The 13,137-nt window shown below is 73.5% G+C and carries 9 protein-coding genes; 5 read left to right on the plus strand and 4 right to left on the minus strand.

Translation table 11 applies throughout. The annotated features are described in order from the left end of the window. Positions 1-237: 237 nt before the first annotated feature. Positions 238-381 (minus strand): hypothetical protein, encoded by a 144-nt coding sequence (locus tag RM479_RS03935; protein ID WP_311510312.1) that lies wholly within the window; start codon positions 379-381, stop codon positions 238-240. 717 nt (positions 382-1,098) lie between these two features. Between RM479_RS03935 and RM479_RS03940 the strand changes: the two genes are divergently transcribed. Together RM479_RS03940 and RM479_RS03945 are read left to right on the plus strand one after the other, a co-directional pair. Beyond that, complete coding sequence (locus tag RM479_RS03940; protein WP_311510313.1) at positions 1,099-2,058, plus strand: hypothetical protein; 960 nt, start codon at positions 1,099-1,101, stop codon at positions 2,056-2,058. A 211-nt stretch (positions 2,059-2,269) separates the two neighbouring features. After that, complete coding sequence (locus RM479_RS03945) at positions 2,270-5,509, plus strand: NB-ARC domain-containing protein (protein WP_311510314.1); 3,240 nt, start codon at positions 2,270-2,272, stop codon at positions 5,507-5,509. A 63-nt stretch (positions 5,510-5,572) separates the two neighbouring features. On the opposite strand, the gene RM479_RS03950 is transcribed toward RM479_RS03945, so the two are convergent. Together RM479_RS03950 and RM479_RS03955 are read right to left on the minus strand one after the other, a co-directional pair. Beyond that, a complete protein-coding gene (locus tag RM479_RS03950) occupies positions 5,573-6,346 on the minus strand; it encodes a YqjF family protein (protein ID WP_311510315.1) in 774 nt (257 codons plus the stop codon). Positions 6,347-6,541: 195 nt separating this feature from the next. Beyond that, complete coding sequence (locus tag RM479_RS03955) at positions 6,542-7,429, minus strand: helix-turn-helix domain-containing protein (RefSeq protein WP_311510316.1); 888 nt, start codon at positions 7,427-7,429, stop codon at positions 6,542-6,544. A 642-nt stretch (positions 7,430-8,071) separates the two neighbouring features. Between RM479_RS03955 and RM479_RS03960 the strand changes: the two genes are divergently transcribed. Then, positions 8,072-8,287 carry a hypothetical protein gene (locus RM479_RS03960; protein ID WP_311510317.1) on the plus strand — a complete coding sequence of 72 codons (216 nt, stop codon included), beginning with the start codon at positions 8,072-8,074 and terminating at the stop codon, positions 8,285-8,287. Positions 8,288-8,614: 327 nt separating this feature from the next. On the opposite strand, the gene RM479_RS03965 is transcribed toward RM479_RS03960, so the two are convergent. Beyond that, positions 8,615-9,556, minus strand: a complete 942-nt coding sequence (locus RM479_RS03965) for a hypothetical protein (protein WP_311510318.1) — start codon at positions 9,554-9,556, stop codon at positions 8,615-8,617. A gap of 438 nt (positions 9,557-9,994) precedes the next feature. Between RM479_RS03965 and RM479_RS03970 the strand changes: the two genes are divergently transcribed. Beyond that, complete coding sequence (locus tag RM479_RS03970; RefSeq protein WP_311510319.1) at positions 9,995-12,019, plus strand: acyltransferase family protein; 2,025 nt, start codon at positions 9,995-9,997, stop codon at positions 12,017-12,019. Positions 12,020-12,104: 85 nt separating this feature from the next. Further along, entirely contained in the window at positions 12,105-13,106 is a 1,002-nt protein-coding gene (locus RM479_RS03975; RefSeq protein ID WP_311510320.1) for a protein kinase domain-containing protein, read from the plus strand. Positions 13,107-13,137 lie beyond the last annotated feature (31 nt).

Consider the following 13,137-nt stretch of genomic DNA (forward strand, 5'->3'; position numbering starts at 1 on the left):
CCTCGGAGGAGGCGTAGGCGTCTGCGTCGGTGATCGTGCGGTCGCGCCGGGGCCCGGCGCTCGGACCCACCGGGTCGCAGAGCCGCAAGCGCGACGGAGCGGTCGGTCCGGTGGGCGCGTCGGCGAAGGGCGCCGGCGCGCCCACGCGCGTCCGGCGGCTCCGCACACCCGGAACCGGTCGGGTCGTGTTCTCAGCCGGGCCCCGCGTGGCGGCGCCTCGGAAGCCCCGGCGCGCCGTCAGCGCCGCTCCGTGGGCACGGGGCCGCCGCGACGTGCCGGGTCCGCGATGACCCCGCCGATCGGCCGGCCCACGGGGGCGTCGGTGACGAGACCGTCGATGGCCGCGGCGAGGAGGAGGTGGCCGGAGATCTCGTCCGGCACACGCGGGAGCCCCGCGTAGGCGGCTCCGAGGAGGGGTGTTCGGCGACGATCCGCTCCGCGGTCGCCACCCGGCGGGGCCGATCGCGAGGGGGCCGTGGCGTTGACCGGCACCGGCGCGGTCACGGTGTCGCGGCCCCGGGGTTCCGGTGCCTCCCCCGCCGTGGGCGGGGCCGCCCCGAAGGTGCCGCAGGGAAGAGCACCCGGAGGTGGTCGGCCGGTCCCGGGTGGGCGAGGACGGAACGGCGCGGTCGCGCGCCGGACCCGATCGGGGGCGCCTCGATCGCGGCCCCCGGAGCGTCGGTGAGGGTGAGCCCGGCGAGCAGGCCCCCCGACCGGCTGCTCCGACCACTGGTCACCCGGGGCCGGTTCACGGAGCCCGCCACCTGGAGGCCGGTCGTACGGAAGGGCCGTTCCAGACCCACCGAAACGAACCTGGCCACCAGGTTCACCTCGATGAGCGCGCCCGGTTCCCCCCATGCGAAATGCGCGGTAGCCGCCCCCCTGCCACCGGGTGTGTCCCACTGTCGACCTTGTGACCTGCGATAACAACGGGGTACGTGAGCCGCGGACACCCAGGCTCCCCTCATCGCGCGGTGTTCACACGGAGACACAGGCGAACTTTGTGTGCCCACACCCTTACAGAATGTCGTATCACTCGTGCATACTCCCTACCGTCGGACCCCTCACCGACGGCTCTCTCCCCCTTGAAAGGGTCACGTGACTTCCCCGAGCGCCCTCCCCGAATCCGCAGACGAGTTCATCATCGCCCTCGACCAAGAGATCCGGACCGTCCTCGGAGACTCCCTGTCGCACGGTGGAAAACTCTCCTTGACGGACGGACGGCGGCTGCGCCCCGGGGGCGACTCCCCCCACGAGTACGTGTTCTCCTGTGAGCGCCGGCGGGCGCCGTTCGGGCCGAGCGGGTTCCTCGTCCGCCGTCCCGGTTCCCGCGGACCATGGCACCCGGCGGAGGCCGCCCTGACCTCGACCGGGAGGGTGCACGTGGTCACCGAGGCCGACCTGGGCTCCTTCCCCGGCGATGTCCTCCTGCGCGAGGACCGGGTCCTCGTGCCCGAGCCGAGCGGGTCCGGGTCCGCTCCCCACCCGAGGGGGCTCGATCCGGAGATCATCGGTGAGCGGCTCGGGGCGGGGTTGCGCGCACGCGCCGAGGAGTTGGTGCGGATCCTCGCGGCGGCGCGGAGGCAGACGGCCGTCCGCGACCGGACGGCCCGGGCCCGGGCCCGGGTGAACAGGGCGCGGGCCGCGGCGGAGCGGATCGTCGATGAGGTCGCCCTCCATGAGGCGGAGGCGAACCGGGCGCGGAGGGCGCTGGAGCGGGTGGAGGCGGCCCTATGGCTGCTCGACCGTTCCCCCGCACCGTTCACCGCACGGGTCCGTACCCTCGGGGAGCGGGCACGGGAACTGCGGTCGGTCCGGGACGCCGCCCTGCGGGAGTGGCACGACGCCGTCGTCCGCCTCACCGAGGCGGACCGGACGGTCGCCGCCAAGGCCCGGGAGCGCGACCACGCGATCGAGGAGGCCCGGTGCGTTCCCTCCTCGGAGGTCCTCGGGGCGCGCATCATCCGGGCCGAGTGGGAACTGGAGCGGATCCTGCGCATGGGGGCGATGTCGTCCGTTCCCGCGTGCCCGTGCCCCCGCAGCGACCGGGCGGCCTGAGACCGGGCGCCCGGCCCCCGGAGCCTCCACGGAACCGCGCACGGTGACCACCCGGTGACCGGACCGGGGCGAGTGGATGAACACCGGACTCGGCCTCCCCGGCACCCTGGACACCGGATTCCCGCTCTCGGCAGGATCGGTTCCCCATCGGCTGCCCGGCCCCGCAAGCCCGACGCACAAGGGCCTGCGGCGCCTCCGGGAAGGGCGGGACGTGGACGAGGAATCCTTCGGCAGGGGCGGGAACGGCCTTCTTCCCCGGTGGCGGCCGGTCCGCACCGGGCTGGGCACCGCCCTGGTCCTGACGGTCGGCCTGGGCACGATGTTCCAGACCTTTCCCGACCTGTTCCCCGACGGCGGCGCGTGGTGGGTCGTGGCGCTTTCCATGCTCGGCAGCGGGCTGACCGCCTCCGCGCAGGTCCTGCTCGACCGGCACCCGCGCGCCTTCGAGGGCGCCCGGGAGCGTGCGGTGCGCCGCCGTCTGCCCGCGACCGTCGAGCACTTCATCGGGCACACCGATCTCATGGCCGAGGTGCGGGCCGCGTTCTCCCGATTCCCCCGGCGCCGCACCCGCCGTCTGTCCCGGCGACGCGGCGCGGGTCCGTTGATCATCGCCGTCACCGGCGAGGGCGGCACCGGCAAGAGCCAGTTCGTCTCCCAGGTCGTCGCCGAGGTCGGTGACCGTTTCCCCGACGGCGAGATGGAGTTCGAGCTCTACGGTTCCGTCTCCCGGCACGCGCGCCGGGGCGATTCCGACGACGCCCCGTCGGTGCACCGTGTGCCCCGGCGCTCCTCGGAGATCCTCGCCCAGATGCTCACCGCGATCGGGGTGCGGGTCCCCGACGGGGCCTCCCTGGACGAACTGTCGGGATCGTGGAAGACCGCGACCGAACGGCGCAGGCTGCTCCTCGTCCTCGACAACGCCAAGGACTACGAACAGGTGGAGCCGCTGCTGCCCGTAGGCCCGGGGTGCGCGGTGCTCATCACGAGCCGCACCGATCTGCACGGGACCCCGGGGCACATGATGCTGCGCCGGATGGGCCCGCTGTCCCCCGAGGAAGGGCTGCTGCTCCTGAACCGGTTGACGGCCGGACGCCCCCGTACGCCGTCCGCGGCGGACCGGGAGGCGTTGCCGGGACTGGTCGCCGCCTGCCACGGGTTCCCGTTGGCGCTGTGCCTGGTGGGCGCGCAGATCGCGCAGGACAACGGACCGGGCGCCGCCGATCTGCTGCGGCGCATGGGCGACCGGGAGGGGTTCCCCGCCGTGTCCGGCCTTCAGGCCGTCGTACGGTCCCTGGCGTTCGGGCTGCGCCAGTGCACGGGTGAGGAACGACTGCTGCTGAGCCGCTTGGCCGGGGTGGGGGCGACGACCTTCACCGCCTGGGCGGCCGCGGCGCTCATGGACGTGTCCGAGGAGAGGGCGGCCCTCATCCTGGAACGCCTGGGCCACCGCTACCTGGTGACCTTCATGTACAGGGCGGGTGGGTTCGAGCGTTTCCAGCTGCACGAGCATGTGCGCGAGACCCTGGTGACGGCCGGCCCCCGCATGCTCGGCGTTCCGGAGGCGGAGCTGCCGGACTGGTCCCGGGACGGACTGGAGCGCGCGGTGCGGCGGCTGTTGCGGGCGTACACGCTGATCGCCGAGGAGGCGGCACGGCGGGCCGCCCCGCACGAGTGGGGTTTCGGTCCGGAGCCTCTCCGACCGGGCGCACCGGGGTCCCCGGAGGCCCGGAACCCATCGGGGGTCCCGGCGCGGCCGACGGGCGCCGGCGGTCCGGCGGTGAACGCGGGCCCGCTCCCCCGGTTCCCCGCGGTCGACCCGCTGGCCTGGCTGGAGAGCGAACAACGCGGCTTCGAGACCTGCTTTCGGTGGACCCGCCCCGAGACGCTCCCCGCCCGTGACGTCGAACGCCGTGAGATCGCGGGGTACGGGTGGCGGTTGCGCCGGGCCTTCTCCCTGCTCTGCCGGACCGGACGGGTCCGCTGGGAGGCGATGCGGGAGGCCGCCGGTGAGGCCACCGCACTGGCGCTGGCGACCGATGACCCCGTGGCCTGCGCGATCGCCCTACTCGACCGGGCCGAGGTGGCCGGCGGGCACGGCGACCACGACACCGGCCACGAACTGGCGGTGACCGCCTCGACCGTTCTGGAGTCCCTGGACGACCCGGGGGCGGTCGATCCGCGGTGGCGGGCCCGAGCGCACCGGGCGGTCGGGGTGAACCTGTACCGGCGCGGCGACCTGGACGACGGCCGGGCCGAGATCGACGAGGCCGTGCGGATCTTCACGGCCCACCGGGACGTCTGGTGGCTGGTGCGCTCGCTGTGCAACCTGGCGGAGGTCTACCGCTTCCAGGGGCACCAGGAGGAGGCGCACCGGCAGCTCTCCCTCGCCCGGGAGGAACTCGAACGATCGGGGGAGGCCCCGGACCAGTGGCCCCGGGTGTGGTTGCGGCTGGGCGAGGTGCTGCGGCTGCGCGGGTTCGCGCTCAACGCCTGGTTCGTTCTTGAGGAGGGACGCCGTCAGGTCTCCGAGACGCCCAACGGCGACTGGTACCACGCCCGTTACCTGCGCTCCCTGGGACAGTTGCCGACCCATCTGCTCAACAAGCAGGTCCGCGTGTGCGAGCAGCTGCTCGATCCCGCCCGGGAACGGGAACGCCGCCGGCTGATCGCGTGGAATCGGCGTTGGCGGGAGAAGCAGGAGGCCGAGGTGGCCGGCCTGTTCGCCGACGGCATGCCGGATCGGGGGGTCCTGGAGAAGTGGCTCGGCGTCGAGGAGGACCCCGACCACCCTCGTCTCCCGTCCCGTCGCCTTCCCTTCCTCGGGCGCCGCCGACGCGAGCGGCTGCGGGACACCTGGCAGGTCCACGACCAGATCGATCGGTTGAGGCGGGCGGAGCGGATGTTCACCGAGCTCGGCGACACGTGGGGGATCATGCGCACCCGCCTGGTGCTGGGCCAGGCCTTGATGGACCAGGACCGAGATCGCGGCAAGGAGGAGATGCTCCAGGCCGCCGAGGGTTTCCGGGCCTCGGGCGACAAGTGGTGGCACGCCCGGGCCCACCGCATGGCGGCGGAGTCGCTGCGGCGGGTCGAACGGACCGCGGAGGCCGAGGCGTCGGCCCGCGTGGCGGTCGAGGGTTACCGGGGGCTGCGGCACCGCTCGGGGCAGTTGCGGGCGATGAAGGCACTGGCCCAGATCACGTTCCCCGACGCCCCCTTGGCCGCCTGGCGGATCATGACGCAGGCCGAGTACCTCGCGCGGGAGGGCGTCCGGCTCGGCACGGTGCCGGCGGGCCTGCTCCGGGAGGTCCGGGACGTCCTGCGCGTCATGGAGCACGGTTCCGGTTCGGCGCTGAACGTCACCGCGCTCCGTCGCACCGCCCCGGAGACAGACGACCCGGTGGAGGAACCGGACGAGGGCGACGACCCGCACGCACCGGTCCCGGCCTGACATCCATAGGAGCATCCCCCTCTCCGCGCCCGACGGGCGCCTCCCGGGTACGGACCGGCGGGCTCAGACGAACGACACGGTGAACCCGGTGTCCGTGCCCGGCGACCACAGCGCCGAGGTCGGCCGTTCGGTGAGGGGGACGAGCCCGGCCGCGGCCAGCAGGTCGCCCTCGTAGTGCAGGAACTCCGCCCGGTACAGCGGCCACGGCGCGTGGTCGGCGCGCAGCCACCACGTGCGGCCCAGATGACGGGTGTGCAGTCCCCAGCGGGCGGTGAGGAAGAGGTCCGGGTCCGAGGGGCGCCGCACCGGCTCCCCGACCCGGATCGCCCAGCGGCCCCGGGGCCCGCCGGGGGCGCGCCGCCGTACCGCTCCCGCGCGCAGTCCGCCCCTCCCCCGCTTCAGGGAGATGTCGGACCACACGTACGGGAGTCCGGTGAGCAGCCGGGCCGCCACCACCGCGTGCGCCGCGTCGGCGTCCATGGTCAGGAACACGACACCGCGCCGACCGTGGTCGTCGATCGTGTACACCCGTACGTTCACCTCGTCGAACCCGCCGACGGGCACCCGGCCGGCCACGTCGTTGACGGGCATCCGGAAGGCGACCAGCCCCACGTGGGCGACCCCGTCCAGGAGGTCGGGACGGGTTCCCGGGGGCAGCAGCGGTGCCACCGTGTCCGGGGCCACCGGCCAGTGCAGGAAGACGACGTCGCTCCAGCGCTGTCGGATGAGGGCGGGTTCCCGTGGCGCCGGGGAGGAGGCCGGGGGCAGCCGGGGCACCGCGCGCGCCCGCTCCCCGTCCCCCGCCCGTTTCACTCCCCGACCGTCGCGTCCGCGCATCGCCCCTCCCGCCGGGTACCGGAACACCGCCTCCAGTGTGCGGCACCCCTCCGCCCGGCTCCCGAGCGCCCCCGGATACCGTCCGGGTGGCCGTGTGGACGGCGGCGCTCACCGAGGACCGCCCGCGTCCACCCGTGACCGTCCGTCCCACCGGGCGGGCGACTGCGGAGGGATGAGGCCGAGAGCCGCGCGACCCTATCCCTCCATGCGGACGGCCGCCTCCTCGATGAGGGCGACCGATTCCCGCTCCCCCAGGGCGTGTTCGGTGAGGAGTTCGTCGAAGGCCCGGTCGTACTCGGCGATCGTCTCTCCGTCCTCGACGAGGTCGGCCCCTCCCGCGCCCTCCAGGTAGAGGACGTCGTCGAGGGGGCCCTCGAACGACAGCAGCGTCATCGGCCCCCGCATGCCCGGATGGGAGCCCCGGCCGAAGGGGACCACCCGGATGTCGACCTCGTCCCGGGCCGCCTCGGCCACCAGCCGGCGCAGCTGCGCCGGCATGATCCCGGGGTCCTCGTTCGCGCCGACCCGGCGGCGGATCACCGCCTCGTCCAGGACGTGGATCCGGCGTGGGGCCCGGCCCCCTTCGCCCAGACGGTCCTGGCGTTCGCGGCACAGGGCGACGGCCGCGTCGGCGCCGTCGGTCCCGCGCCGGAAGAGTCCGATGACGGCCTCGGTGTACTCGGGGGTCTGGAGGAGCGCGGGCACGAAGGCGTTCTGCGCCTGGCGGATGAGCGACGCGCCCGCCTCGTAGCCGACCATGCGCAGATCATCGGCGGGGACGCCCTCCGCGCGGTACCGGCCCCACCAGCCCTCCCGGCCCGCGTACCGGTTGAGTTCCACGAGTCGGCGCGCGGTCTCACCCTCGCCGGCCCCGTAGAGCCGGAGCATCGCCTCCAGGTCGGTCCGGCTGATGGACTGCTTACCGCCCTCGATGCGGATGATCTTGGCCTGCGACCAGTCCAGGCTTTCGGACACCTGTTTCTGCGTCCGGCCGCTCTCGCGCCGCAACCGCACGAGTGCGTCGACCAGGAGCGCCCGCTGTACGACCGGCCCCTGATCCGCGTCTTGCTCCGCCTCCGTCACCCGGTGGAACCCACTCCCGAGAAAAGACCGACACCCTCACCGGAACGGGGTCCCCATCCCGTCGCCATTGTTACCGGAAAGGAGAAAGTGGCTGATGTCTGTTTTTGCACATACCACCTTCTCCAGAGACATTACCGGACAAGGTTCCCCCATGCCACCTTGCCGTCCGCCACCTTGAATAACACTTCCTGACATATCGGCATCACATGGAGTGATTGCACGCTGTCCGCGGGGTATCAATTTGTCAGTAAACATCACCGGAAGTGAAAATCGGAAAGGAGGAGAGCCGCGGACCGCGTCCACGGTCCGCACACGCAGGAGGGCCGCCCCGGCGGGCCCCGCGAACCTCTGCCTGCCAGCGAAGGGTGTCGCGGCGACCCGCACCGAAGCGGCCCCACCGGACCGGTGAGGGTCCGGGTTCTCACAGGTTCCCCGGTCACGGACCGTCTGACAAGGGTGAGGACCGGCCCTAACGGGCGAGCAGGCCGACCATTGGAGGCACCCCCGTGCATTCATGTGCCTCAGGAGACCTTTCGCGCCCCACCGGCCCTTCCGTTCCCAGCGGAATCGAGGACCGTTACCCGTCCCGAACCGCCCAGGGAACGCATCCCTGTCAGCCCGAGGAGTCCGAGAGGGGCGACCATGACCGCATCGCCGCCGACCAACACCCCCGTCCAGCCCGATCCCGACGGCCGGATCAGCCTCCGCGTCGCCGTGATCGCCACCCTGAGCGTCCTGTCCGCGACGGTGGCCGGGTCCCTGACCTGGCTGGCCCACGACAACATCGCCAACGCCGTCCTCGTGGGCCTGGGCACCGTCGCGGCAGCGTACGTGTTCTTCCAGCGGCTCATCCACTGAGGAGACCGGCGCGGGAAGCGCTCCGGGCCCCGGCACGACCACCGCTCGCGCCGGGGCCCTCCCGTGTTCGGAACGCCCGGTGGGGCCCACCGGCCCGGGATCACGAGGTGGAGGACGCCCCGCGGTCGCCTCGCGCGCCGAGACGCGACACCGGCCCGGCCGAGGAGGGATCGAGGCCCACCGGACGGACCAGGTGCCCCTCTCCCGCCGGGGAACCCCGAGGCGCCGCAGCCCACGTCGAGCCCCTCGTGGTGGGGGCGAATCCCACCGCCGCCCGCACGGCGGCCTCCACGTCCTCGGAGTGCTCATCGTGCTCGCGGCGCGGGGTCAGGGGTCGTCGGTGTCCGCCGGTTCGGGGTGGCCGGCGCGGATCCTGCGGGCCACCTCGTCGAACCCGCTCCTCTCCAGGACCCGCACCTGGTCCCGGAGGAACGAGTCGCGTTCGGGGCCCTCCGCCAAGGAGTCGATCATCCCGCGCAGGATGGCCACCTGGACGTCCTGCTCGGCACGGTCGTGATCGTCCTCGTCCTCGGCGGGCCACCAGTAACTCTCGTACCCTTCGCCGTCGACATCGCTGCCCGGGCCGACGAGCGCCGGATCGGGGTCGTCCACGATGTGGAGGTCGTGCGGGTCGTCGGGCAGCGGATCGTCGTGGAGGCCGGTGTCCCGTCGGGGCCGCGCGACCGGCACGGGGATCTCCACCAGATCGTCCTCGGCGACCCGGGTCGCCTCCCGTAGCGCCCGGTCCTTGCGCAGGTCGGCCGTGCGGCGCAGACGGCCGGCGTCGGCGTCCGACAGCCGCAGTTCCACCTCGTCGGCCCACACCACGATCCCGCTGCCGAGGACCGCGTGCTCGAACGCGAGACGGGCGGCCAGTTCGCACTCGGCCATGCCCTCGTCGGAGGGGTCGGTCTCACGGACCAGTTCGGCGGCACGCGTGACGACGGCCAGGACGGCCGGACCCATGGGGTCGCGCAGGCGCAGGTCCACGGTGCTCGACCAGCGCCAGTGGACCACGGCGGAGAAGTGCAGGTCGTAGTCGTCCAGGGCACTGGGCAGCGCGATCGTTCGGATACGGCCGCCGTCCCGGGGACGGGCGGGCGGGGCCGGGGCGGCGTCGAGACCGGTGCCCACCCCGGCGATCTCCCCCACCGCCCTCCCCCCGATGTCGAGGAGGCGGGGGCGGGCGCGTACGAGGAGGACCCCGGTGGCCGTCAGGACCAGGAGGGGCCACAGCAGGGCCCAGGCGCCGATCAGGGGGTACAGCACGACCGGAACGATGACCGCCACGGCGGCGGTCGCGGCGAGACGGGTGCGGATGACGGGGGTTACGGTGTGCCTCCTCTCGCATCACGGCCGCGAGGACGGGACGCGGGCCCGGGGGGACGGGGGAACGCGGAAGGACGTCCGGGGTGGCGCGCACCGTCGACCGGGCCGCTTTCCGTGTCCGAACAGTCTGCCCGAGATCCGGAGCGCGCGTGCCGTCGACGACCGTTCCGGACGGGGGTGTGGCGAACATCCGGCCACGAGAGGGTGTCGAGTCGATCGATATCGAGAGAACAAGGGGGCGCGTGTCGGCTCTCGGGGTGATCACCCCCTTCATGACATAACAGAATGCGGACACGGCTTCCCCCGGCCGCCCCCGTCCACGCCCTCCCACCCTCGTCCCCCGACCGCCCCTGTCACCGTCTTCGGGGAGTCACCACGATGTCCTCCGCCCCTGCCGGCGCAGAGCGCCGTTTCCGCCCGGAGGTCCAGGGCCTGCGCGCCGTCGCCGTCCTGCTCGTCCTCGTCTACCACCTGGACCCGGATCTGCTCCCGGGCGGCTACGTCGGCGTCGACGTCTTCTTCGTGATCTCGGGTTTCCTCATCACGTCGCTGCTGTACCGGGAGGCCATGGGCCAGGGCCGCATCTCGGTGGCCCGGTTCTACGCGCGCCGGGTGCGCCGGCTGCTGCCGGCGGCGACGGTCGTCCTGGTGGCGACGGGGACGGCGTCCTTCTTCCTGTTGCCGGTGACCCGGTTGACCGACACGATGTGGCAGCTGGTCGCCTCGGCGGCGTACGTGGAGAACCTGTACCTGGCACGCCAGTCGGTGGACTACCTGGCGGCGGAGGTCGCGCCGTCCCCGGTCCAGCACTTCTGGTCGCTGTCGGTGGAGGAGCAGTTCTACCTGGTGTGGCCGCTGCTGTTCGTGCTGTGGGCCCTGCTGCGCCGCCGGGGGGCGGGCACCGCGACGCTGGTGCTGTTGCTGGGGTCGCTGCTGGCGGCGTCGCTGGCCTGGTCGGTGCTGACGACCGGCGGGGAACCGTCCGCGTACTTCCTGCCGACGACGCGCGCCTGGGAACTGGCGGTGGGCGGGCTGCTGGCCGTGGGGCTGGCCCACGGGCGGTTGCCCGAGCGGGTGCGGTTGCCGTTGGGGTGGGCGGGGTTGGCCGCGATCGTCGCGTCGGCCGTCCTCTACGACGCGGCCACCCCGTTCCCGGGGTGGGCGGCGCTGCTCCCGGTCCTGGGATGCGCCGCGGTGATCGCCGCCGAGCACGTTCCGGGGCCGTTGTCGGTGTCGGCCCCGTTGAGCACCGCGCCCGCCCGGTGGGTGGGCGACCTGTCGTACGCGCTGTACCTGTGGCACTGGCCGTTGATCGTGCTGACCCTGGCCGTGACCGGCCGCGACGAGCTGGGCGCGGGCACGGCGGTCGCCGTGGCGGGCACGGCGCTGCTGTTGTCGTGGGCGACCAAGGTGTGGGTGGAGGACCCGGCGCGCGACCACCGTCTGGTCCGCGGCGGCCGGGGCGCGTTGGCGGCGGCGGTCTCGGGGGTCCTGGTGGTGGCCGCGGTCGGGGCGACCCTGTACGTGCGGGTGGACCGGGTGGGATCGGTGGAGTTCGACCCGAACGTGCACGTGGGCCCGCGGGCGCTCGGGGAGGACTTCGCCGTCGCACCGTTGTACCCCTCCCCGGTGGAGGCCGAGGACGACGCCCCGATGCTGTACGACGACGACTGCCAGGCCCCGCAGACGGCGACCGCGCCCGAGGACCCGTGCGTGTACGGCCCCGAGGGCGCCGATCGGACCGTGGCGGTGATCGGCGACTCGCACAGTGCCCAGTGGGTGCCCGCGCTCTCGGGGCTGGCCGAGGAGCGGGGGTGGCGGCTGGTGCTGTTCACCAAGTCCGCGTGCGCGTTCACGGACACCCTGACGAAGGGCCCGGAGGGGCTCCCCTACCTGGAGTGCCGGACGTGGAACCGGGCGGTGGTCGAGGAATTGGACGAACTGCGGCCCGACCTGGTGGTGACCAGTTCCTCCACCGCGGCCGTCCCGGCGGACTCCGACGACCCCGACGCGAGAACGGAGCTGATGGCGGAGGGGATGACGCGGTTGTGGGGCGAGGTGGCCGAGTCGTCGACGCCGATCGTGGCGGTGCGCGACACCCCGCGCCAGCACCGGGACGTGGTGGAGTGCGTGGCGCGCAACGACGAGGATCCGCGGGGGTGCGCGATCCCGGAGGAGGAGGCCTTCGAACGGGACGACCCCCAGGAGGAGGCGGTCGACGACCTCGCCGGGCGGGCCGTGCTGGTGGACATGAGCGATCTGTTCTGCACCCGTGAGGAGTGCCCGGCCGTGATCGGGAACGTCATCGTCTACCGGGACTCGGGGCACATCACCAACACCTACATGTCGCTGCTCGCCGATCACCTGGGCGAACGTCTCGACGAGGCGCTCACGCGGATCTGAGGCCGGCCGGAGGCGAGGAGGGCCGCCGCGTCCACATCAGGACGATCCACACCCCTCGCCCCGCTTTCGACGGAACAATGCGGTCATGACCTCACTCCCCCGCCGCCCCCTGCGCCCGCTGACCGCCACCGATCCGGAACGGGTGGACGGATATCACTGCCGCGGTCTGATCGGGGGCATGAACCTCGGTTACACCTACGCCGCCACCGACGAGGCCGGCCGGTGGTACGCGGTCAAGGTGCTCTCCCGGGTGCTGACCGAGGATCCGGAGGAGGCGGCGCGGATCCGGCGCGGGCTGGAGCTCGTCGGCCGGGTCGGGTGCCCCCGGCTGCCGCCGCTGGTGGCGACCGGCTCCCTGCCGAGCGGGACGGGCGGCGAACGCCTGTGGTACGCGACCTCCTACGTCCCCGGCCCGGACCTGGGCACCCTGGTGCACGCGACAGGACCGTTGTCGGAGGTGCGAGTGCGCCTGGTGGCCGCCGTGCTGGCCGAGGCCCTGGCGGACCTGCACGCGGCCGACCTGACCCACGGCAACCTGTCGGTGTTCAACGTCCTGTTGGGCCCCGACGGGCCGTTGGTCTGCGACGCGGGACCGGGGCCGGGCGACTACCGCGAGTACCACGAGACCGTGGACCCGGCGCTGCCGCTCGTCGTGGCCCCGAACACCGGTGGACCGGGGCGGCCGGTGGCGCCCGCCCACGACGTGTTCTCCTGGGGCGCCCTCGTGCTGTACGCCGCCACCGGGCGCAGCGCGGTGGAGTCCGACGAGGATCGCGAACGCCTGTGGCGTGAGGGCGTCGACCTCTCCGGCCTGCCCGAGGACCTGCGCGGCCCGGTCGAGGAGGCACTGCGCCGCGATCCCCACGAGCGGCCGACCGCCGCGGAACTGCTCTCCCGTCTCACCGGCGCCGCCCATCCCCGCGCGGCGGTGCGCACGGCGCTGGCCGCCCACTGGAGCCCCCTGCCCGAGCCGCTGCGTCTGGCCCACCACCCGTCCCGCCGCGAACACGCCCGCGGCGCCCTGCTCCTGTTCGCGGTCTTGGCCGCCCTGGCCCTGGTCGTCGCGCTCTCCGTCCTGGGTCTGTGACCCGGCGTCCCGCCCTGGCTCCGTTCTTCAC

The sequence above is a fragment of the Nocardiopsis lambiniae genome (assembly GCF_031845465.1).
In the GTDB taxonomy this organism is placed as follows: domain Bacteria; phylum Actinomycetota; class Actinomycetes; order Streptosporangiales; family Streptosporangiaceae; genus Nocardiopsis; species Nocardiopsis lambiniae.

Excerpts from the sequence above, each read along its gene's own strand:
- RM479_RS03950 (WP_311510315.1), bottom strand. The coding sequence starts at position 6,346 with ATGCGCGGACGCGACGGTCGGGGAGTGAAACGGGCGGGGGACGGGGAG.
- RM479_RS03970 (WP_311510319.1), top strand. The coding sequence starts at position 9,995 with ATGTCCTCCGCCCCTGCCGGCGCAGAGCGCCGTTTCCGCCCGGAGGTC.
- RM479_RS03960 (WP_311510317.1), top strand. The coding sequence starts at position 8,072 with ATGACCGCATCGCCGCCGACCAACACCCCCGTCCAGCCCGATCCCGAC.
- RM479_RS03975 (WP_311510320.1), top strand. The coding sequence starts at position 12,105 with ATGACCTCACTCCCCCGCCGCCCCCTGCGCCCGCTGACCGCCACCGAT.